Annotated in this window: 23 protein-coding genes; 2 read left to right on the top strand and 21 right to left on the bottom strand. The window is 36.9% G+C overall.

Annotation, left to right across the window (positions count from 1 at the left end):
- The first annotated feature begins 201 nt into the window (after positions 1 to 201).
- The gene (locus tag AC4BB5_RS06645; protein WP_490458573.1) at positions 202 to 495 is read left to right on the top strand and encodes a rhodanese-like domain-containing protein; all 294 of its coding nucleotides are present in this window, start codon (positions 202 to 204) and stop codon (positions 493 to 495) included.
- Between the two features lie 207 nt (positions 496 to 702).
- On the top strand, positions 703 to 1323 hold the full coding sequence (locus AC4BB5_RS06640) for an FMN-dependent NADH-azoreductase (RefSeq protein WP_490458572.1): 621 nt from the start codon (positions 703 to 705) through the stop codon (positions 1321 to 1323).
- A gap of 45 nt (positions 1324 to 1368) precedes the next feature.
- Here the strand turns inward: AC4BB5_RS06640 and AC4BB5_RS06635 are convergent, their stop codons facing one another.
- The 21 genes from AC4BB5_RS06635 to AC4BB5_RS06535 all read right to left on the bottom strand — a co-directional run bounded on the left by AC4BB5_RS06635 (position 1369) and on the right by AC4BB5_RS06535 (position 20550).
- A complete protein-coding gene (locus AC4BB5_RS06635; protein WP_490458571.1) occupies positions 1369 to 2535 on the bottom strand; it encodes an AI-2E family transporter in 1167 nt (388 codons plus the stop codon).
- Between the two features lie 4 nt (positions 2536 to 2539).
- The gene (locus tag AC4BB5_RS06630; RefSeq protein WP_490458570.1) at positions 2540 to 2902 is read right to left on the bottom strand and encodes a PTS glucitol/sorbitol transporter subunit IIA; all 363 of its coding nucleotides are present in this window, start codon (positions 2900 to 2902) and stop codon (positions 2540 to 2542) included.
- Between the two features lie 248 nt (positions 2903 to 3150).
- Positions 3151 to 3840, bottom strand: coding sequence for a 3D domain-containing protein (locus tag AC4BB5_RS06625; protein WP_490458569.1), 690 nt, complete (start codon positions 3838 to 3840; stop codon positions 3151 to 3153).
- 416 nt (positions 3841 to 4256) lie between these two features.
- Positions 4257 to 4433 carry a DNA-directed RNA polymerase subunit beta gene (locus AC4BB5_RS06620; RefSeq protein ID WP_010763298.1) on the bottom strand — a complete coding sequence of 59 codons (177 nt, stop codon included), beginning with the start codon at positions 4431 to 4433 and terminating at the stop codon, positions 4257 to 4259.
- 14 nt (positions 4434 to 4447) lie between these two features.
- Positions 4448 to 5746: a UDP-N-acetylglucosamine 1-carboxyvinyltransferase gene (murA, locus tag AC4BB5_RS06615; protein WP_490458568.1), complete on the bottom strand. Its 1299-nt coding sequence runs from the start codon at positions 5744 to 5746 to the stop codon at positions 4448 to 4450.
- A 106-nt stretch (positions 5747 to 5852) separates the two neighbouring features.
- Positions 5853 to 6089, bottom strand: coding sequence for a DUF1146 family protein (locus AC4BB5_RS06610; RefSeq protein ID WP_490458567.1), 237 nt, complete (start codon positions 6087 to 6089; stop codon positions 5853 to 5855).
- 362 nt (positions 6090 to 6451) lie between these two features.
- Positions 6452 to 6871 carry a F0F1 ATP synthase subunit epsilon gene (locus AC4BB5_RS06605; RefSeq protein WP_490458566.1) on the bottom strand — a complete coding sequence of 140 codons (420 nt, stop codon included), beginning with the start codon at positions 6869 to 6871 and terminating at the stop codon, positions 6452 to 6454.
- A gap of 16 nt (positions 6872 to 6887) precedes the next feature.
- Entirely contained in the window at positions 6888 to 8294 is a 1407-nt protein-coding gene (gene atpD, locus AC4BB5_RS06600; protein WP_010763294.1) for a F0F1 ATP synthase subunit beta, read from the bottom strand.
- A 143-nt stretch (positions 8295 to 8437) separates the two neighbouring features.
- Entirely contained in the window at positions 8438 to 9358 is a 921-nt protein-coding gene (locus tag AC4BB5_RS06595) for a F0F1 ATP synthase subunit gamma (RefSeq protein WP_490458565.1), read from the bottom strand.
- Between the two features lie 15 nt (positions 9359 to 9373).
- Positions 9374 to 10930 carry a F0F1 ATP synthase subunit alpha gene (atpA, locus tag AC4BB5_RS06590; protein ID WP_490458564.1) on the bottom strand — a complete coding sequence of 519 codons (1557 nt, stop codon included), beginning with the start codon at positions 10928 to 10930 and terminating at the stop codon, positions 9374 to 9376.
- 28 nt (positions 10931 to 10958) lie between these two features.
- On the bottom strand, positions 10959 to 11501 hold the full coding sequence (atpH, locus tag AC4BB5_RS06585; protein WP_490458563.1) for an ATP synthase F1 subunit delta: 543 nt from the start codon (positions 11499 to 11501) through the stop codon (positions 10959 to 10961).
- Positions 11488 to 12015 (bottom strand): F0F1 ATP synthase subunit B, encoded by a 528-nt coding sequence (gene atpF, locus AC4BB5_RS06580; protein ID WP_010772965.1) that lies wholly within the window; start codon positions 12013 to 12015, stop codon positions 11488 to 11490. Before atpF ends, atpH begins: the two co-directional genes overlap by 14 nt.
- 507 nt (positions 12016 to 12522) lie before the next feature.
- Positions 12523 to 12735: a F0F1 ATP synthase subunit C gene (gene atpE / locus AC4BB5_RS06575; protein ID WP_010763289.1), complete on the bottom strand. Its 213-nt coding sequence runs from the start codon at positions 12733 to 12735 to the stop codon at positions 12523 to 12525.
- 41 nt (positions 12736 to 12776) lie between these two features.
- On the bottom strand, positions 12777 to 13493 hold the full coding sequence (atpB, locus tag AC4BB5_RS06570) for a F0F1 ATP synthase subunit A (protein ID WP_034860381.1): 717 nt from the start codon (positions 13491 to 13493) through the stop codon (positions 12777 to 12779).
- A gap of 337 nt (positions 13494 to 13830) precedes the next feature.
- Entirely contained in the window at positions 13831 to 14295 is a 465-nt protein-coding gene (gene smpB / locus AC4BB5_RS06565; protein WP_071876948.1) for an SsrA-binding protein SmpB, read from the bottom strand.
- 17 nt (positions 14296 to 14312) lie between these two features.
- Positions 14313 to 16661: a ribonuclease R gene (rnr, locus tag AC4BB5_RS06560; RefSeq protein ID WP_490458562.1), complete on the bottom strand. Its 2349-nt coding sequence runs from the start codon at positions 16659 to 16661 to the stop codon at positions 14313 to 14315.
- Entirely contained in the window at positions 16658 to 17425 is a 768-nt protein-coding gene (locus tag AC4BB5_RS06555) for an alpha/beta hydrolase (RefSeq protein ID WP_490459035.1), read from the bottom strand. Before AC4BB5_RS06555 ends, rnr begins: the two co-directional genes overlap by 4 nt.
- Positions 17426 to 17567: 142 nt before the next feature.
- Positions 17568 to 17804: a preprotein translocase subunit SecG gene (secG, locus tag AC4BB5_RS06550; protein ID WP_010765524.1), complete on the bottom strand. Its 237-nt coding sequence runs from the start codon at positions 17802 to 17804 to the stop codon at positions 17568 to 17570.
- A gap of 155 nt (positions 17805 to 17959) precedes the next feature.
- Positions 17960 to 18235 (bottom strand): GNAT family N-acetyltransferase, encoded by a 276-nt coding sequence (locus tag AC4BB5_RS06545; RefSeq protein ID WP_490458561.1) that lies wholly within the window; start codon positions 18233 to 18235, stop codon positions 17960 to 17962.
- Between the two features lie 2 nt (positions 18236 to 18237).
- On the bottom strand, positions 18238 to 18510 hold the full coding sequence (locus AC4BB5_RS06540; protein ID WP_490458560.1) for a (4Fe-4S)-binding protein: 273 nt from the start codon (positions 18508 to 18510) through the stop codon (positions 18238 to 18240).
- Between the two features lie 243 nt (positions 18511 to 18753).
- On the bottom strand, positions 18754 to 20550 hold the full coding sequence (locus AC4BB5_RS06535; RefSeq protein WP_490458559.1) for a heavy metal translocating P-type ATPase: 1797 nt from the start codon (positions 20548 to 20550) through the stop codon (positions 18754 to 18756).
- Positions 20551 to 20786 lie beyond the last annotated feature (236 nt).

Raw genomic sequence — 20786 nt, 5'->3', positions numbered from 1 at the left:
GCCTGCCGAACAGTAACAATCCTTATTACATGCACAGCATAACATTATTTCCAAATATTTGCAACCCTTTTCAAAAAAACAAATAAAATTTTTTTTAGATAATCATTAAGAATTGTCAAAGCAAGATTGCAAACTTTTTGAAAAAGAGTTACAATCTATCCCAGAGTTTTAAAAAATACATATTTTCAAAGGATGAACTACATGTTTGAATCAATTTCTACACCTGATTTTGAAACACTCTATACTGAGAATCAACTTAACGTTATCGACATTCGTGAAACTGAAAGTTTTTTACAAGGGCACCTGGCACATTCAATGTCACTTCCAGCAACTGTTTTACCCAATATGTTAAAACAACTGAATAAAGATAAAACCTATCATATTATTAGCTACAGTGGACGTCGTTCTGAAGTTATTGCATCATTTATGGCCTCTAAGGGATTCCACGCTGTCCATGTAATTGGCGGCATGCAGCAACTATCAACTGCTGGCTAATATAGTATAAGAAAGTAGAACAAAAGTCCTTCGTTCTAAAGAAACCTCTCTTTAATTTGAATTAGTGTGCGAAGCAAAAGTATTCTTCCCTTTTGCCTCGCATTTTTTTATAGAATTTTGGTAAAACCATTGATTTTCTTACTTTTTATTAGTAAAATAGTTTTTGATTATAAATAATGATACTTAGGTATTCAAAGGAGACTTTACATGTCAAAACTACTTGTTGTTAAAGCACACCCACTTACGAAAGATGAATCTCGTTCTGTACGTGCGTTAGAAACATTTTTAGAAAGTTACCAATCGCAAAATCCAACTGATGAAATCGACATTCTTGATGTTTACGCTGATTTTGTTCCAGAAATCGATGAGGAACTACTTTCTGGATGGGGAGCATTACGTACTGGTACTGAGTTCACTGCCTTAAACGAAAATCAGCAAACAAAAGTTGCACGTTTCAATGAACTAACAGATCAATTCCTTGGTGCTGATAAAGTTGTCATTGCTAATGCTTTATGGAATTTAAATGTGCCAACTCGCTTAAAAGCTTGGGTCGACACGATCAACGTTGCTGGAAAAACGTTCAAATATACTGAAGAAGGACCTATACCATTGACAAGTGGTAAAAAAGCCTTACACATCCAATCAAATGGTGGTTTCTACGAAGGGCAAGATTTTGCTTCGCAATACGTAAAAGGAATTTTAAACTTTATTGGTGTTTCTGAGGTCGATCAATTGTTTATCGAAGGGATCGATCATCATCCAGAAAAAGCGGAAGAATTATTAGGAGCTGCAATGGATCAAGCAACAACTTTAGGTAAAACATTTTAAGAACAAAAAAGCCGAAACAGACTGATTGGTCTATTCCGGCTTTTTTTATTCAAGTTTTTTTAGTTCCTCTTCTTCATGATACAAACTTGATACATCTTTATACCATTCAAAGATATGCGTAATTATAACCTTAGCTGCGGCGTAAACGGGTATTCCTAGAATAACTCCTACTACTCCGAATAACTTTCCAGACGTCAGCAATACAACCAAAATCGTCACAGGATGAATGTCTAACTGACTCCCCAATACTAATGGGGAAATCACACGCCCTTCAATCGTTTGTTCGATAACAAAAACAACTAATACCTTCGCCAATAAAACTGGTCCACCCACAATTCCTAAAAAGATCGCGGGTACCATTGCCAGAAACGATCCTAAGTATGGAATCAGATTAAGAAATCCTGCTGTGATCCCCAAAGTAATTGCATAATCTAGTCCAATAAATGAAAAACCTAAAATAAACATAACAGCTACAGCGAAAGCTACTGTCAATTGACCACGAATATACGAAGAAACTTGTGAATTCACTTCTCCTAATACTTTCAATGTTGGTTTCCGCATTTTATTAGGTAAAAATTTCATCAAATAAGGTGCTAACTGCTTTCCGTCTTTTAAAAGATAGAACAAAATAAACGGCATTGTGATAATTGCTACAACAACTGTAGCAACCGCACCAACAAAACTTCCTAATCCTTGGACGGTGAAAGTAGAAATATTACGAATAATATCTCCTAATGAACTGATCAGCTTGTCTCCCATATCTTCTAACTGACTACGAAACTGAGCAAAAAACGGATTGCTCAAAATCTCTTGCATTTTTTTATCGATCGTATCAATATATTGTGGAAAATGATTTCCAAAACTAACCGTTTGTTCTTGAATTTTAGGAACGATCACTACAAGACCCCAGATAATCAAAGCAATCACAATGATAAACAATCCGATAATACTCCAAATTCGAGGGACTTGTTTCTTTTCCATATAATCAACAACTGGATTCATTAAATAGTATAATATCCCCGCCATGATCAGAGGTAAACCAACTACACCAATAAACTGCCAAACAGGTGTAAATAAATACGAAACTTTCGTAAAAACCAACAATATCAGTAATATTAGTAATATAATCAACAACGTTGTTACAAATTGATTATTCAAAAACCAACGCCAAAACCAAGAAAATCGTTTATCTTTCCCTTTCTCTTGTTCCATTTAATCACACTCCACGCGACACATATTCGATTATTGATCCAACCTTGATTGCTGGAAAGTCATTTGGAGTCAGGTATAACCCATTAGCAATGGAATCTTCTTTAGGCACTTCTGAAAAAACCAATGTCACATGAGCAATACTATTCAAGTTAGTATTAGCAAAAGCTCCAACATAGTTAACGATATATTCCTGTTCATCAATCTTTAAAAGATCTCCTTCTTTCATTTCTAATGATTGAGATTCTTGAAATTTTTGAATGACGGAATATTCTTTTAACCCATCTGTGGCGCTCTCACCAAAAAGTATGACCATCGGCTCTTTTTCATCTAATGCATGAGCACCAATTTCAGTAACTACAGCTTTCATAAACATATCGCTCCCTCTCCAATTAATCAATCTTCATTATAACATATAACTTTTTTTCTTAGGCGATAATTACAACTTTGAAAGCTATAAAAAAAAGTGGTTGGGACAAAACTCTTCGAGTCTTATCTCAATCACATGAAATCCGTATAAATGGCGGAGTAGGAATAGCTCACTCCCAGAGCTAACCATTTCTATCCAACCTCTTTTTTATGAGTTACATCTATTACAGTTTAAAACTAGTGAAATAATCATGATAAAATGGTTACTGTGACTTGTCTCCTACCCCAATTGATGCATTGAGACACGTCTGAAAAATGAAGGTCAATAATATTTCCCTTGATTGCGCCACCCGTATCACTAGCAATAGCTTCTCCGTAACCTTCAACATACAATTTTGTTCCTAGAGGAATCACGTTAGGATCAACTGCAATAGCCATTGGGTCAACTCTTAAATCTTGTCCCATAGCCGTCAAATTACCTCCGCCAATAAAACCTTCATTACAAGAATAAGCTGTAGCCTCCATCATCATAGTTTGTCCATTTGGTTTAGCATTTTCAGTTCGTTCTTGTTCCAATTGTGCTTGTTTTTTATCATCTTCTGCTTTTTGCCTTGCAGCTTGCTCTTTTTTTAGAGCCTCAGCTTTGGCTTTTGCAGCTTGTTCTTTTTTTAGAGCCTCTGCTTTGGCTTTTGCAGCTTGTTCTTTTTCTATTTTATCTTTAGTTAAAATAGTTGTTTTTACTAATTGAAAAGCTTTGCTTTCTGTTAATGAGTAGATCATCGAGCTAGATAAATTTTGTTCTGCTTGTTCCGAAACAACTGTATAATCAGGCAAACTTTTCATTTCACTTGTTTTGTTTTCTGCTGCATAAACTGGAATCATTGAGCCAGTGATAAAGCAGAAAATGATTAATAAAATCGGTAACCATCTTTTCTTCATTAAATAGTTTCCTCCCTAAAATTCGTACGAGAGCAATCATAGCACGAGGAAGGTCCAGAAGGGTTACTATTTAATTAAAGCTAAGTTACAGTAGTTTAGAAAGCGCTTTATCGATTGTTACATTGGAAATATTTTCATTTTTTATAGTGATATTGTGGTTAAATACATTAAACAATACCGCTACATCAAGCTTGATGTTTTTTTTATTAGAAAATACAAAAAAACATAACATCATTTTTTTTCATTATATTTATATGTTTAATTCAGATAAAAATCAAAAAAAACAGTAAAAACCACTTATATTACAAGTATTTTACAATAAAACAGATGATAAAAACAAAACTAACGTTATTTAATAAACCAACAAAGAACCGATCCAAACCTATAATTAGTTTGGATCGGCGTTATATTTATACCTATTTAAAAAAGTCTAGAATATGAGTCCAAATCTCTTCTTTGAACACATCTTTTGGATTTCCTCCGCCGACTACTCCATAACCGATCATCGTACCGGCAACAAATAAAATAATCACTAAGGCAATCACTACTAAAACTTTCAACAAAGTCACTATAATATAGCGTGTCGAACTCATATCTATTTCCCCTTTTAGCTAACTGTTGACATTTTCTTTTCTGTTGCTTTTTCGTCATTTACACGTTCCACTTTTGCTCCTAATTTTTGAAGTTTTTCATGGAATTTATAGTAACCACGATCTAAATATTCTAGATGTGATACACGTGTAATACCTTCTGCACGCAACCCAACTAAGATTAGAGCAGCAGCAGCACGTAGATCAGTCGCTTCTACAGCCGCGCCTTGTAATGATTGAGTACCATTGATAATAGCGATATTTCCGTCTATTTTCACATCCGCATTCATACGTTGCATTTCTTCTAAATGTTGGAAACGATTTTCAAAAACTGTTTCAGTTACAACGCTTGAACCATCTGCCACCATTTGCATTGCAGTCATTTGAGCTTGCATGTCTGTTGGGAAGCCTGGATGTGGCATTGTTTTGACATCAGTTGGTTTGATTACTTTAGGTCCAATGACACGTAAGCCGCCTCTTTCTTCACGAATAACAGCACCCATCTCAGTTAATTTAGAAATAAGTGGACGATTGTGTTCAGGAATTGCTTCTTCAATTAAAACATCTCCCTCAGTCATCGCTGCTGCAACCATAAATGTTCCTGCTTCAATACGGTCTTGAACGATTGAGTGTTCTACAGCATGAAGTTTTTCCACACCTTCGATACGCATCATTTCAGTTCCAGCACCAAAGATTTTAGCACCCATCTTATTCAAGATATTTGCCAAATCAACGATTTCAGGCTCTCTAGCAACGTTTTCGATTACTGTCATGCCTTTCGCTTTAACTGCTGCCATCATGATATTTTGAGTAGCACCCACACTTGGGAAATCTAAATAAATCGTATTTCCAATCAATTCATCCGCAATGGCTTCAATGTACCCATTTTTTTGAATGATTGTTGCACCTAATGCTTGGAAACCTTTCAAATGTAAATCGATTGGTCGTTTCCCAATTGCACATCCACCTGGCATCGCAACTTTTGCATGACCATTACGAGCTAATAAAGGGCCCATAACAACGATCGATGCTCTCATCTGACTAACATATTCATAATTAGCTTCAATGCCTAAAGGCTCAGTTGCATCTATTGTGACTTGGTTTTGTTCTTCGTCAAATTCAATGTCTACATTTAAATGTTTGATTACTTGATTCATTGTAAAGACATCAGATAGGATCGGTACATTATTTAATGTCGTTGTTCCTTCTTCTGCTAACAGGGTCGCTGCTAAAATTGGCAATACTGCATTTTTAGCCCCTTCAATTTTCACAGTTCCTTTTAATTGGTTACCACCATGAACAATAATTTGTTCCATTTTGTTCCCCCCAAAAAAGTTAGAATTGGATGCTTTGATCCAAAATCTTTTCTATTATACCACTATTTACCAACAAATAGTATCTTTTCTTTTTATTTATCAATAATTATGGGAAAAATACAATAAATAAGTTACGACACAATGCTAGAAACTCTAAGAAAAAAGAGCTTACAGTGAAACCAATCACAATTGAAAAAAAGACAATCAATAAACGTACTTGCGACGTTTGATGTGTTTTAAAAAATTGTTCTATTCGGATGGACTGCATTGCCCAGAAGCTAACGTAAATAAACATCATATGGCAGATGATCCGAATCACTGCATCAATACCAAAAAATTGCATAGATTTCTCCTTAATTTAAAAGCTGAACAAACTCGTTCAGTCTCAACTGAATAATAGTAAACATTAAGAGTAGAATTAATATTTATTTTTATTTCAAAAGGCTAGCTCGCAAAGCTAGCTAACATTAAAAACTAAACGAATTAGTTTAGCCCAACTAAATAATATGTTTGTGACATTTTTCTGGTCACAGACATAATTTTCCTTTTTTATCAAAAATATAATATAAAGACAGTTTATCATAAAATACCTTAAACAAAAAATAAAGATTCTTGCTTCTCATAAAAAGAACATATGTACGTTTTTTATTTTATTATAACAAGGGCTGGAACTTCGTTAAATACGTTGTCCCAGCCACTTATCCTTTAGGTATGTTTCGATACATTAATTCGATTGATTGCTCGGTGAAGTGCAACGGTTGCACGGCGTAGCTCATCCGTATTTGCATTTTCCTTCGCTTTTTCAATCATTCGTTCAGCTCGTTTTTTCGCACGTTCCGCACGACTAACATCAATGTCTCTTTCACGTTCAGCGCTATCGGCAATGATTGATACCACATTATCACGGACTTCCATGATACCACCATTCACAGCAATCCAATCCACGTGTGAATCCACATCTGTCCTGTTCACACGAACCTCATCAATCGCTAAGGGAACAATGATTGGCGCATGTTTGGGTAAAATACCGATTTCACCATCGGTTGTTTTAGCAACAACGATTGTTGCACGATGATCGTAAACCAGACCATCAGGAGTTACCACATTAACAGTTAAACAATCCATTGTGTGTCTCCTCCTTCTAGTAGTTCAATGTTTTGGCTTTTTCTATGACATCTTCGATTCTACCAACACTACGGAACGCTTCTTCCGGCAGGTCATCGTATTTTCCGTCAAGGATTTCCCTAAAGCCTTTAACAGTATCCGCAACTGGAACATAAGAACCAGGTTGCCCTGTAAATTGTTCCGCTACATTAAAGTTTTGTGATAAGAAGAACTGGATACGACGTGCACGGCCAACCAAGATTTTTTCTTGATCGGATAACTCATCCATCCCTAGAATTGCAATGATATCTTGTAACTCACGGTAACGTTGCAACACATGCTGTACTTCTGTTGCTACAGCATAATGTTCGTCTCCTACAACTTCTGGCGCTAAAGCGCTAGAAGATGAAGCCAACGGATCAACAGCTGGATAAATACCCATTTCAGTTAAACGACGTTCCAAGTTAGTTGTTGCATCTAAATGGGCGAATGCTGTTGCAGGTGCCGGATCAGTATAGTCATCAGCCGGTACGTAGATTGCTTGAATCGACGTGATTGAGCCTTTTTTAGTAGAAGTGATACGTTCTTGTAATTGGCCCATTTCGGTAGCAAGTGTTGGTTGATACCCAACCGCTGAAGGCATCCGGCCTAGTAAGGCTGAAACTTCAGAACCAGCTTGCGTGAAACGGAAAATATTATCGATAAACAATAGTACATCTTGACCCTCAACATCACGGAAATATTCTGCAATTGTCAAACCAGTCAAAGCCACACGCATACGCGCACCAGGAGGCTCATTCATTTGACCAAAAACCATGGCAGTTTTTTCAATAACGCCAGAGTCTTTCATTTCAAAGTAGAGGTCATTCCCCTCCCGTGTGCGCTCACCAACACCCGTAAATACAGAAATACCACCATGTTCTTGCGCAATATTGTGGATCAATTCTTGGATCAACACAGTTTTACCAACACCAGCACCACCGAACAATCCAACTTTCCCACCTTTAAGATAAGGAGCTAATAAGTCGATTACTTTGATCCCAGTTTCTAAAATTTCATTACTTGTACTTAAGTCAGCAAAATCAGGAGCTTTTTTGTGGATACCACTACGTATCGCATCCTCTGGGAAAGGCTCTTCCAAGTCAATCGTATCACCTAAAACATTGAATACTCTTCCTAATGTTTCTTTCCCAACTGGAACAGAAATCGGTTTTCCAGTGTCAATAACTTCCATTCCACGTTGAAGACCATCTGTAGACTCCATTGCGATTGAACGAATAACACCATCGCCTAATTCTAAAGCTACCTCTAGAACAACTTTTTGTTTTTCTTCGCCGTTTTTATAAACGACTAATGCATTGTTTATATCTGGTAAGGATTGATCTAATGAAAATTCCACGTCAACAACGGGACCGATTACTTCAACAATCTTTCCTGAACTCATGTGTCTTTCCTCCGTTTCGTTTGAAGAGGCCCCAAAACTATCGAGGTCACAACAGTTTTAGACCCTAACGAGGTCGTGATAAAAACCTGTCTTCTCTATTACTTAATAAGAAATTCAAGCGCCATTAGCTCGACTCTTGATTGTTACTCTAATGCAGCTGCACCAGCTACGATTTCGGTGATTTCTTGTGTGATCGCCCCTTGACGAGCACGATTATAAGAAATCGTCAGATCACTAATAATATTTTGCGCATTATCAGTGGCTGTTTTCATCGCAGTCATCCCAGCGGCATGTTCTGCTGTTTTTGCATCAATAATAGCGCCATAGATCAAGCTTTCAGCATATTGAGGTAGTAAATTATCTAAAATCGCTTCTTCTGAAGGTTCTAAGATATATTCTTGCTCATACGTTGTTGCTTCATCTGGATCTAAATCTGAAATCGGCAGCATTTTTTCTACGCGAAATTGGCTAGTTAATGAATTAATATGGTGATTATAACAAACATACAGCTCATCAAACACTTCATTTTCATACATCGTAGTCGCTGTTGAAACGATTTTTCTAACTTCATCAAAACCAGGTTGGTCGGTTAAACCTCGAAGTTCATATGCAACATTTATACCACGAGCTTTGAAAAAGTCCGCACCTGTTCCACCAATTGCAATCAACACAAATTCATCTTGAGATTGATGGTCATCCGTTATCATCTTCATTGTTTGTTTCAAAATTGAACTATTATAGCCACCAACTAGTCCTTTATCGGAAGTAATGACGATATAGCCTGTCTTTTTCACAGGGCGTGAGGTCAACATCATATGGTAGTTACCAGTTTCAGATGCTTCTTCACTGTCGTATGAATCCAATTCTTCTAGATCACTTAATTGAGCTGCAACAAGGTGAGTAACGATAGAACGAATTTTCGATGCATATTCTTGAAAACTCCTAGAAGCTGCTTCTGACTTTGTTAGCTTAGCGCCCGAAACCATCTGCATAGCATTAGTAATTTGACTGGTTTTTTTAGTTGAAGCAATGCGTTGTTTGATTTCATTTAATGAAGCACCCAATTCTTGTCACCTCTCTTATGCATTTTGAATTGATTCAAGTGTATCTTTGGCTGTTGATCCTTCTGAGTTAGCGGCACCAAAGATTTCTTTGAATTCGTTAATTGCGGCATCTAGATCTTCTGATTTCGGTAAGTCTTTCGTTGTACGAATTGTTTCAAATAATTCAGGGTGTTTTCCATCTAAAAAATCAAATAGTTCTGATTCGAAATCTAGAATTTTTGCAACACTGATATTATCTAAAAATCCATGCGTCAAAGCATATAAAATGACGACTTGTTTTTCGACTGCTAGTGGTGCATGCAATTTTTGTTTTAGGATTTCAACGGTACGGCGACCTCGGTTTAATTTCGCTTGCGTTGCCGCATCTAAATCAGAACCAAACTGAGTGAAGGCTTCTAATTCGCGGTAACTAGCTAAGTCTAAACGAAGAGTACCTGCTACCTTTTTCATTGCTTTAATTTGAGCTGAACCACCAACCCGTGATACAGAAAGACCAGCATCAACGGCTGGACGAGTTCCAGCATAGAATAAATCACTTTCTAAGAAAATTTGTCCATCTGTGATTGAAATAACATTTGTTGGAATATAAGCAGAAATGTCTCCAGCTTGTGTTTCAACAAATGGTAAAGCGGTCATTGAACCGCCACCTAGTTCATCACTTAATTTTGCTGCACGTTCTAATAAACGTGAATGCAAATAGAAAACATCCCCTGGATAAGCTTCCCTACCTGGCGGACGGCGTAATAGTAATGAAAGTTCACGATAAGCAACAGCTTGTTTTGATAAGTCATCAAAGATGATCAAAACGTGCTTGCCGTTATACATGAATTCTTCCCCCATCGCAGCTCCTGCATAAGGCGCAATATAAAGTAATGGAGCCGGTTGAGATGCTCCCGCATTTACGATGATTGTATAGTCAAGAGCTCCATAAGCTCTTAACGTTTCAACTTGATTACGTACCGTTGATTCTTTTTGACCAATAGCGACATAGATACAAATCACATCTTGACCTTTTTGATTGATGATCGTGTCAATGGCAATCGATGTTTTACCGGTTTTGCGGTCACCAATTACTAATTCACGTTGCCCACGACCAATTGGCACAAGTGCGTCGATTGCTTTAAGACCAGTTTGCATTGGTTGATCAACTGATTTTCTTTGCATAACACCTGGTGCAGCAGCTTCTACTGGTCGTGTTTTATCTGTTTTGATTTCGCCTAATCCATCGATTGGTTGACCTAATGGATTAACAACACGTCCAATTAGTGCTTCACCGACAGGGACTTCCATGATTTTACCCGTGCGCTTTACTTTGTCGCCTTCTCGAATGGTTTCAAAATCACCTAAAATGATAATACCGACATCATTAGTTTCTAAATTTTGTGCCATTCCGTATGAGCCATTAGAAAATTCAAGTAATTCTCCGCTCATTGCGTTTTCTAATCCATGGGCACGAGCGATTCCATCCCCAACATATGTGACAGTTCCAATTTCTTCGACTGCTAATTCTTGTTGATAATTTTTGATCTGTTCCTTAATCAAGGCACTGATTTCTTCTGCTTTGATAGCCATTCAATTCACCTCTTTATTGTGCTGAACGTTATTTTAATAACAATTCTTGGATTCGTTCTAATTGCTTATGGATACTGCCGTCGATCACTTTATAATTGGCTTCTATGATTACGCCACCAACGATATCAGGATCGATCAGATTGATTAAATTAGCTTGTTCATAGCCTAAAAGTTTCGCTGCTTTTTCTTCCATTAATTGATGCTGTTCTTTCGACAATGGAACGGCTGTTAAAGCTGTTCCTAAAAGTAAGCTTTTATGTTCATCATAACGTCTTTCGTATTCATCGATCATCAATAATAAATCGTTCATACGAGAGTAGTTATAAACAACATATAAGAAGTTCTCTATCGTCCCTTCAATTCCACTTACTAATTGTTTCATGATTTCGTCTTTTTCATAAGGTTCAAGACGCACATCACTTAAGATATCGCCTAATTCTGGAACTTCGTGGAAAATTTCCCTAAGTTTTAATAAGTCTTGATAAATGCTATCGGCTTCTTCATTTTCAATCGCCAACTCAAACAAAGCTTTACCATAGCGTTTACCTACTGTGTATTTATCTAACTTCATTTGACTTACCTAAACCTTCGATATAAGAATTGATCAATGAATCATGTGCATCCGGAGTCAATTCTTTGTTTAAAATTTTCTCTGCAATTTGTAGAGACAAACTTGCTACTTCATCTTTAACAGATGCTAATGCTTCTTCATGCTCTTGAGAAATATCTTGACGTGCTTTTTCTCGTAAACGCGAAACTTCATCATTGGTTTCTGATAAGATTTTTTGACGGTTTTGGTCTCCACTCTCTTTCGCATGTTTGATGATTTCTGCAGCTTCGGATTTAGAAGAAAGCAATTTTTGTTGACGTTCTTCTTGCAACTTAGCTGCTGCGATTCGAGATTGTTCTGCAGAATCTAAATCGTTGGCAATTTTATCTTCACGTTTTTTTAACATATCAGTGATTGCTTCCCAAGCGAATTTCTTGATTAGAAGCATCAAAATTAGAAAAGCGCCACTTACGACAATCATCGTACCAATTGTTGTACTAGGGCCCGCTTCACCGATTACTAAATAATCTAGCATGAAGTTTCAACTTCCTTTCTCTGCAATTCTCTGTGGTACTGTTGTTGAATTATGTTCTTTATACGGTTTGGTTCACCTTATTTGGTGAAGCCTGATGTTTCTTTTTTAAAGTAGCTTTTCTCACTACGTTCGCAAGTATTGCTCATCATCAGCTCTGCCAGATTTGTGATAGCTACAAACTTAACTTGATGTTTTTGGCGTTCTACTTTTGTTTTGGAGAAGCTTGATGTTTCTTTTAATAGGTTACTTCTCTCTCTTCGTTCGCCAAGTACTGCTCATCATCAGCTCTGCCAGATTTGTGATAGCTACAAACTTAACTTGATGTTTTTAGCGTTCTACTTTTGTTTTGGAGAAGCTTGATGTTTCTTTTAATAAGTTACTTCTCTCTCTTCGTTCGCCAAGTACTGCTCATCATCAGCTCTGCCGAAGGCAGTCGCTGTGATTCGCAGCAAAGAAAGCAGTAACGCGTGGCGTTTTAAAAACTCAGCGTCCTGCCTTCTAAAGAGATTATTTAAGCACTAATAACAATGCAATAACTACACCTAGAATAGGAACCGCTTCGATCAAGGCTACCCCGATAAACATTGTAGTTCTTAGTTGTCCAGCCATTTCTGGTTGGCGTGTCATTGATTCGATTGTTTTTGAGATAACTTTTCCGTTACCATAAGCTGCTCCGATTGCTGCTCCGAAAACTGCGATTGCTGCTGCGATATAATTCATTATTGTTTTCCTCCTAAGAAATAGTTGTTTTTATTTATTGTTTATTCTTCGACTTCAACTTTATGAGCCATGTAAACCATTGATAATGTTACAAAAATAAATGCTTGAATTCCGCCGATAAATAATGAAAAGGCTAACCAGATCATCTCTAGCGGTATTGCGAGTGGAATCGTCCAAAGTCCTACACTTGATACAAGTCCTGCAATCAGTCCAAGTAATACTTCACCGGCAAAAATATTTCCGTATAAACGTAGTGCCAAAGTAAGCAAGTTCGTAAATTCTTCCATCAATTTAATCGGCATTAAGAAAGATACTGGACTTAAAAAGCTATTTTTAAAATATCCTTTTAAACCAAAACGACTAACGCTGAAGAAATGTGTTAAAGCAATCATGATCAATGCTAATGTCAATGTGACCATTGGATCGGCTGTTGGGCTCTTCCAATACGTATAATCCCCGATTGCCACTTTCGTTACTAAACCAATAATATTAGCAACTAGAACAAACATAAACATCGTAAATGCTAGCAGGTGAAAATTTGTTACCTCTTTACTCGGCATATTGTCGGTAATGATACTTCGAACAAAATCAATGAGATACTCAATGACATTTTGTTTGCCTTTAGGTTTCATTTGAATATTCCTTGTGCAGTAATATACTATCCCAAAGACAATGACACATGTTAACAGAACCATTAAGCAAATTGTTCCGTCAAACCAAATTGGCCCAATCTTGAAGAGTAGTGTCTTCTCTTCCAAATTTTTTCACCTCTTTTCCAACAAACTTGCGAGAAGCTTAAAAAGGCTTCTATTTCTTAACCACACGTATCATACCACCAACAATGAATAATTTCAAAAGAATTTCATGAAAATTGGACACTTCTTTTAATATGACAAAATAATAGTAGAATAAAGTCTCATTGGTATTTGGTGGCACAAAGGTTGGTCACAGAAAAAACGATGAAAACTCATCAGTTTCCTTACACTCTACCAAATTTTTCACATAAGATAAAGCAAAGAAAACAAATATGCGAAAAAGTATAAAATAACCATTGAATCAATTTCATTTCTCAAAAAAACAGATATAAGTGGTTGATTAACGTAAATTATTTTTTAAAGTTCGGTCAATTTCACGATTGATTTCTTTGCGTTTCAAATCTTCCCGTTTATCATATTGTTTTTTCCCTTTTGCAAGACCGATTAATACTTTAGCATAACCATTACGGATATAAACTTTTAGTGGGATAATCGTGATTCCTGTATTTTTAGTCTCAGCAATCAATTTAGCAATTTGCTTTTTGTGTAGTAATAACTTTCTTGTCCTTAAAGGATCATGATTAAAAATATTCCCCTGCTCATATGGACTGATGTGCACATTGAGCAGGTAGGCTTCACCATTTCGGATTCTAGCAAAGCCATCTTTTAAGTTGATCCGTCCATTTCGAATCGATTTTATTTCAGTTCCTTGTAAAACAATACCCGCTTCCATTGTATCAACAACAGTATAGTCATGCCTCGCTTTACGGTTTTGGGCAATCAGTTTTCCTTCCCCTTTTGGCATCCCCATTCCTCCGTTTTCTATTTTTTCTTCTGTTTCTTCGCTTTTTTCTTTTTGACTACTTCTTTATAAAATGGTTTTTTCCCTTTTTTCTTGTTCTTCTTTTGGGAGAATGGTTTCTTGTCTGTCTCCTTGCGATCAGAAGTTCGTTTTCTGCGACTATCTTGACGTTTCTTTTGTTTTGGCGCTTCAAGTCTCTCTACTTCTTCAGCTTCTAAAAATTCAAAATCGATTTCTCTGGTTTCAGGATCGGCTTTGTCTACTTTAACTTTGACTTTTTGACCGATTTTTAAGGTCATTCCAGTTCGTTCACCAACTAAAGCCATATGATTTTCAATAAAATGGAAGTAATCTTGTTTCAGATTGTTGACATGGATCAAGCCTTCGATCGTATTTGGCAATTCAACAAAGAGACCAAATCGAGTGACAGAACTAATGACACCCTCATATTCTTCGCCGATTTTATCTGCCATAAATTCAGCTTTCTTCATTGAATCAACTTCACGTTCTGTCTCAACAGCACGACGTTCCATTCTAGAACTATGATCCGCAATATCTGGTAAATCTTGTTCCCATTTTTCTTTTAGTTTCTCTGAAACCGTACCTTCATAACTACGAATCAATCGATGTACGATCAAATCTGGATAACGACGGATCGGTGAGGTAAAGTGAGTGTAATACTCTGCTGCTAGTCCGTAATGGCCATAATTATCTTCCGAATAACGCGCTTGTTGCATACTGCGCAGTAACATTGTATTGATCACAGCCTCTTCTGGTTTATCAGCTACTTGTTCTAAAACTCTTTGCAAATCTTTTGGGGTAATATCAGTCTTTGTCCCTTTGACTAAAATACCTAATACAGCTGCAAAGTCAAAGAAACGCTGCATTTTTTCTTCTTTTGGTTGCTCGTGGATTCGATAAATAAACGGTAATTTCAAGTCATTAAAATGTTTTGCCACCGTTTCATTTGCTGCTAACATAAATGATTCGATCAAGCGTTCACCCACACCTCGTGTACGAAGTAAGATATCATGAGGATGTCCTTCAGAGTCTACTAATACTTTGGCTTCTCGATCTTCAAATGAAATCGCACCACGATTTTCCCGCATTTGTTCAAGAATATGGTGAAGTTCCCCCATTTCTTTAAACATTGGTAGTAATTTTTCGTAACGCTTCATCGTTTCTGGTTTCTGTTCTTCTAAAATTTCATTGACAGCCGTATAAGTCATTCGTTCAGTTGTTTGGATCACACTTTGGAAAATGTCATGCTTCACAACGTGACCTTCAGGCGTTATCTCCATCTCACAGCTCATTGTAAGTCTTGGCACATTAGGGTTCAATGAACAAATACCATTAGACAAGCGTTGCGGGATCATTGGTACAACACGGTCTGTTAAGTAAACACTGGTCCCACGTTCGTATGCTTCTTGATCTAAATCGCTACCTTCAGTTACATAATAAGAAACATCTGCAATATGAACACCTAAAAAATAATGGCCATTGTCTAACTTACGAACAGTAACCGCATCATCTAAATCTTTAGCGTCTTCACCGTCGATTGTTACGATCATTTGATCCCGCAAGTCTCTACGACCTTTGATATCTGCCTCTGAGATTGCATCAGGCACTTTGTCAGCTTCAGCAATTACCTCATCTGGAAAACTTGTTGGAATACCATGAGCTACGACGATCGACAAAATATCCATGCCAGGATCATTTTTATGACCGACTACTTTTTTGACGATTCCTTCTAAACTCTTTGGGTATTCTTTCTCAGGATAATGTGTCACTTCCACGATCACGATGCTACCATCCACTGGTTTGATTCCTTGGGCAGCGATGTTGAACGTTAAGCCTGTCATTTTTTTATCTTTTGGCACCGCATATCCGTATAGATCTGATTCACTTACTTCTTTTTCATCATAAGCAACAAATTCGCCAACGACTTGCGTGATTGCGCGAGTTTTGATTGCCACGACTTTCCCTTCAGCACCACGGTCTGAAAATGCATCTGCTGGTTGAACAATGTCGATGACTACGATATCACCATCCATCGCAAAGTTCACAGCTTCTTTTGGAATATAGACATCCGCTTCTTCTGGATCGATCGTTACAAAACCGAAGCCTCGTTCATTCGCACGAAATATCCCTTCAATATCGCCATTTTGTTGTGGTAAACGGATTTTTCCTTTTTTAGTGAATTCTACTGATTTTTCCCGTTCCATCGTTGCAACGGTTTGAACAAGCAGTTTAAAATCTGAGCTTTTTTGTAATTGCAGCCCTTCTGCGATTTCTTCCATCGAAAAACTCTTTTTTGTATGATTTTCCATGAAAAATAGGATTTTCTCCTTGATTGTTTGTTTTGTCATTCTTTCTCCTCACTCCAAGATAGTGTATTCAAAAATGTTAACACATCTTGTTCTAGTTGTTTATGATCTGGTCCAATTGTTAAAACATGTCCGCTATTTGGATACCAGTTTAATGTAAATCGTGTTTGGGTCAGCGCTCTAGCAGTCTGATAAACACCCATAGGATCGATCATTTCATCACTTCCAGCTTGCGCCATAAAAACGGGAACTTGGATTTGATCAAGTTTTCTTGCTGTTTGTTCAGAATACGATTCGATATCTTTTAATTGGCTATAGGATGCTTCTTTGATTTTTACCATACGCTGTGCTCGTTCATCACTTGAAACTCCTGCTGTTTTCAAGACTTTATCAGCATATAAGACAAAATTTTCAGGTACTTTATTTTTTACTGGAAAAATTGGTGAGCAGAAAAAACCACCGCCGATGATTCCTTCTAATTGGTTTGTTAATGTCCCCATCGTAAAAATACCACCCATTGATAAACCAAAGACCGCTATTTCTTGATGTCCTTTTTCCTTTAAAAACTGTACAGCATCAATTGTGTCTTGCCACCAATCATTGGTCGACTTTTCCAAAATATCTTCTGGTGCAACAGTTGCATGTCCAGAAAAATTAGGTGAATACACCGTATAATTTTCTTTCTCTAAATAACGACTCAACATACGAACATCGTTACTACTTCCTGAATAAGCGTGCAAGAGTAATACCGCACGGGAACCATTTTGCGTAAATAATGGTTTAGGTAGACTTATTTTTTTCACTATTCAATTCACCTCATCCTCATTTTAGCACATTATCTATTGAAAGCCTTATGAAAAGAAAGATGTTTCAAGAACTTTTCACAGATCGTTTTTAATATTTTTTAAAGAAAAAAAGCCCCTCCGTAAATGAGGGACTTCAAAGGTCTTACTTTGATGATAATAATACTAAAATAAATAATAGTAACATCCAAACAGCACCAATAATTGCTGTTGCGCGTTGCATAACAGCTTCAAATCCGCGTGCTTTTTGTTTACCGAAAAGTTTATCTGCGCCACCTGTAAATGCACTCGCTGCACTGTTTTGTTTACTTGGCTGCATCATAACGGCAATAACCATCACTACTGATAGGATGATCACAAGTGTTAAAATAAAATTATACATAGTCTAATTCTCCCTTATTCACAAAATACATCTATTATACTTTAGCATATTTTTTGTACAAATACCAGTTGTATTTGTAATCACGCTAATTGTTTTGATGCATATCGAAAGAAAAAACGATCTGTGTCTCGCTCATCAAACACAGATCGCATGCATTAAGTTCTTAAAACATCTCCATATTCAGGCTTCGTATCAAATTCTTTTTTTGCAAAAGGACATAATGGGATGATTTTTTTTTCTTCGCGCCGTGCCTTCTCTACACCATTAAATACTAATTTCTCCGCTAGTTTTTGGCCTCTATATGTTGGGTCAACAAATGTATGATCGATGATCATCATTTTATCTCCAGCGTTAGACCAAGTCATTTCACCAATTTCTTGATTTTCATCATTAAACAATACAAAACGATTTTCTTCTTCTTTGATTTCCATCTTTATTTTCCATCCTTTCTAATGTATTTTAAAGCGCCACTCGGACAAGTGTTAATCACACGAATATCATCCTCAACACTGCCATTATCAGCTATGATCCACGGGCGTCGACCTACTTCAAAAACATCTGGATTACCACGTACACAATTCCCAATATGAGCACATATATCTTTACTATAATAAATATCTAAAACTTCTCCTGAATATTTGCGATACCCTTCTTCCAAAAGCACTTCTTCTGTTACGTTCTTATCATTTATTTTGCTTCCATCCATCATATTTTCCTCCTAATTTAAAGCTGAACAGACCCGTCTAGCTTTGTTTGAAAAACAGGAACCTGTAACTGAGGTGTTTTTTATATCCGTATATAATCTATCTTTTCCACAAAAAAACTGCCTGTAACATTCGTTAATTATAAAATCACGATTGTTTTTTTAGTTTCTGATAAGTTGATTTTAACAATTTAAAACTATACTTGCAACTATCTGTTCTCTTAGCACAGGCAGCTGCAATCCTGTTCAAAACGAATCATTTTTTGCTCGTAAGGAAGAAAGAATAGACACTGTGTCTACCACCTCTTGTAGCACTGCCCCAAATAAAGCTGGAATGATTCCTGTACTCGCTATCAACATCAAAATTGTACAAATCGCAATACCGATCATAACAGATTGTTTAGCAATTTTCATCGTGTCTTTAGAAATTTTAACTGCTATGCTGACCTTTTCCAAATCGTCTTTTAAAATTACTGCATCAGCCGTTTCACTTGCCGCGGTAGCCCCATGAGCGCCCATCGCAATCCCTATATCCGCAATTGCTAAAGAAGGCGCATCATTCACACCATCTCCGACCATAATCACTGGGCGTAAAGTATCTGGTATTTTCTTTAACACATCAATTTTATCTTGGGGTAAACACTCTGCATGAACCTCGCTAATCCCTACTTCTTTTGCGATATCATTTGCCACTTTTTGATGATCTCCTGTTAACATCAGTAAATGAGATACCTTTAGTTTCCGTAATTTTCTCATAGTTTCTTTGGCTTCTGGACGAATACTATCAGTAAAAGTAATGTAACCTAAATAATGGCCCTCTTGAGAAACATAAACAATGGTTTGATTTGCGATTTCTCCAATTTTTTCTTCAGATACAAAAGCTGGTTTTCCAACACGAATCACGTCTCCATCAATTGTCGCTTTGACACCAGAGCCCGTTACTTCTTCTAGATTAGAAGCTTTTTTCAATTTTTTTGAAGATGAAATATTTGCTACGAGTGAGCGAGCTAATATGTGGCTTGATTCCTGCTCCACACTGGCTGCTAATAGTAATAACTCTTCTGTTGCTATTTCACTTTCAGAAACAATCTTGTCAACTGATAAAACACCGCTAGTAATCGTCCCGGTTTTATCAAATGCAACCGATTTTGCTTCTGCCATTTTTTCTAAAGTCGTTCCTGTTTTCACAACGATCCCATTTCTACTTGAACGACTCATCCCGGCAACTAAAGCTATTGGTGCTGCTAAAATCAATGGACACGGAGAAGCTACAACTAGCACTTCTGCAAACCTAGTTGGATCTTTTGAAACAAACCACGCAACTCCTGCAATCACATAAGCTGTAATAGTAAATGGTACAGCATAACGATCCGCCATCCGAACAAACTGAGCCGGCTGCGCTTCTGATTCTTTAACCAATTTCACAATAGTTTGATATTGACTATCTGCTGCACTTTTTTCTGCTTTCATCGTTAGGGAACTGTCACCATTGATTGAGCCTGACATCAATGAATCACCTAAAATTTTGTTCACGGGTCGTGATTCACCTGTCAAAGAAGATTCATCCACAGCGGATGCGCCATTTGTCACAAAGCCATCTACGGGAATTATTTCCCTTGGCTTAACCACAAGATTGTCGCCTATAGCGACTTTTTCTACTGAAATATCTAACAACTCTCCATCAATCAGCTGATGTGCTTTTTGAGGTGAATTATCTAGTAACGATTTTAATTCTTTATTGGCTTTTTTAGCTGCATAATCTTCAAGAGAATCCCCTCCTGTCAACATGATCAAAATCATTAAACTTGCCCAATATTCTCCAACTGCCAATGTTGCAATGATTGCAGTGATTGCTAAAATATCGACTCCATATCGTCCAGATTTCAACGTTTTTATCATTTCTACTAACATAGAAAATGCCATTACAGATCCTGTAATGATGATAATACCGTATGCCCATGCGGACTGATGAAAAATTAATTCAAATAATAACGCCAATATCCCAATCGCAATCGTAATAATCAATTTCGTTAAATGTTTCATCTATACCACTCCTTTTGAAAAGTTCCTCACCTTACATTAAGATTACTCTCAGTTAGAGAAATAACAAAATTAAAGGGCTTAAATGAAAATGAATGTCATTCTTCATTACGTCTTGCTTTAATAAAAAGAAGGTGTGACATAACTCTACGAGTCACATCACACCCTTAAACAATCCGAATAAACAGTAAGAGCAAAAACAGCTCATTTGGAAATAAGCACTTCTGCCTCAATCTTTT

Source organism: Enterococcus sp. AMC1252, assembly GCF_058216515.1.
This window is presented reverse-complemented; position numbering and strand designations above follow the sequence as displayed.

What these genes read in the sequence shown, in the direction of transcription:
- AC4BB5_RS06645 (WP_490458573.1), top strand. Translation starts at nt 202, where the DNA reads ATGTTTGAATCAATTTCTACACCTGATTTTGAAACACTCTATACTGAG.
- AC4BB5_RS06640 (WP_490458572.1), top strand. Translation starts at nt 703, where the DNA reads ATGTCAAAACTACTTGTTGTTAAAGCACACCCACTTACGAAAGATGAA.
- AC4BB5_RS06635 (WP_490458571.1), bottom strand. Translation starts at nt 2,535, where the DNA reads ATGGAACAAGAGAAAGGGAAAGATAAACGATTTTCTTGGTTTTGGCGT.
- AC4BB5_RS06630 (WP_490458570.1), bottom strand. Translation starts at nt 2,902, where the DNA reads ATGAAAGCTGTAGTTACTGAAATTGGTGCTCATGCATTAGATGAAAAA.
- AC4BB5_RS06625 (WP_490458569.1), bottom strand. Translation starts at nt 3,840, where the DNA reads ATGAAGAAAAGATGGTTACCGATTTTATTAATCATTTTCTGCTTTATC.
- AC4BB5_RS06620 (WP_010763298.1), bottom strand. Translation starts at nt 4,433, where the DNA reads ATGAGTTCGACACGCTATATTATAGTGACTTTGTTGAAAGTTTTAGTA.
- murA (WP_490458568.1), bottom strand. Translation starts at nt 5,746, where the DNA reads ATGGAACAAATTATTGTTCATGGTGGTAACCAATTAAAAGGAACTGTG.
- AC4BB5_RS06610 (WP_490458567.1), bottom strand. Translation starts at nt 6,089, where the DNA reads ATGCAATTTTTTGGTATTGATGCAGTGATTCGGATCATCTGCCATATG.
- AC4BB5_RS06605 (WP_490458566.1), bottom strand. Translation starts at nt 6,871, where the DNA reads ATGGATTGTTTAACTGTTAATGTGGTAACTCCTGATGGTCTGGTTTAC.
- atpD (WP_010763294.1), bottom strand. Translation starts at nt 8,294, where the DNA reads ATGAGTTCAGGAAAGATTGTTGAAGTAATCGGTCCCGTTGTTGACGTG.
- atpA (WP_490458564.1), bottom strand. Translation starts at nt 10,930, where the DNA reads ATGGCTATCAAAGCAGAAGAAATCAGTGCCTTGATTAAGGAACAGATC.
- atpH (WP_490458563.1), bottom strand. Translation starts at nt 11,501, where the DNA reads ATGAAGTTAGATAAATACACAGTAGGTAAACGCTATGGTAAAGCTTTG.
- atpF (WP_010772965.1), bottom strand. Translation starts at nt 12,015, where the DNA reads ATGCTAGATTATTTAGTAATCGGTGAAGCGGGCCCTAGTACAACAATT.
- atpE (WP_010763289.1), bottom strand. Translation starts at nt 12,735, where the DNA reads ATGAATTATATCGCAGCAGCAATCGCAGTTTTCGGAGCAGCAATCGGA.
- smpB (WP_071876948.1), bottom strand. Translation starts at nt 14,295, where the DNA reads ATGCCAAAAGGGGAAGGAAAACTGATTGCCCAAAACCGTAAAGCGAGG.
- rnr (WP_490458562.1), bottom strand. Translation starts at nt 16,661, where the DNA reads ATGACAAAACAAACAATCAAGGAGAAAATCCTATTTTTCATGGAAAAT.
- secG (WP_010765524.1), bottom strand. Translation starts at nt 17,804, where the DNA reads ATGTATAATTTTATTTTAACACTTGTGATCATCCTATCAGTAGTGATG.
- AC4BB5_RS06545 (WP_490458561.1), bottom strand. Translation starts at nt 18,235, where the DNA reads ATGGAAATCAAAGAAGAAGAAAATCGTTTTGTATTGTTTAATGATGAA.
- AC4BB5_RS06540 (WP_490458560.1), bottom strand. Translation starts at nt 18,510, where the DNA reads ATGGATGGAAGCAAAATAAATGATAAGAACGTAACAGAAGAAGTGCTT.
- AC4BB5_RS06535 (WP_490458559.1), bottom strand. Translation starts at nt 20,550, where the DNA reads ATGAAACATTTAACGAAATTGATTATTACGATTGCGATTGGGATATTG.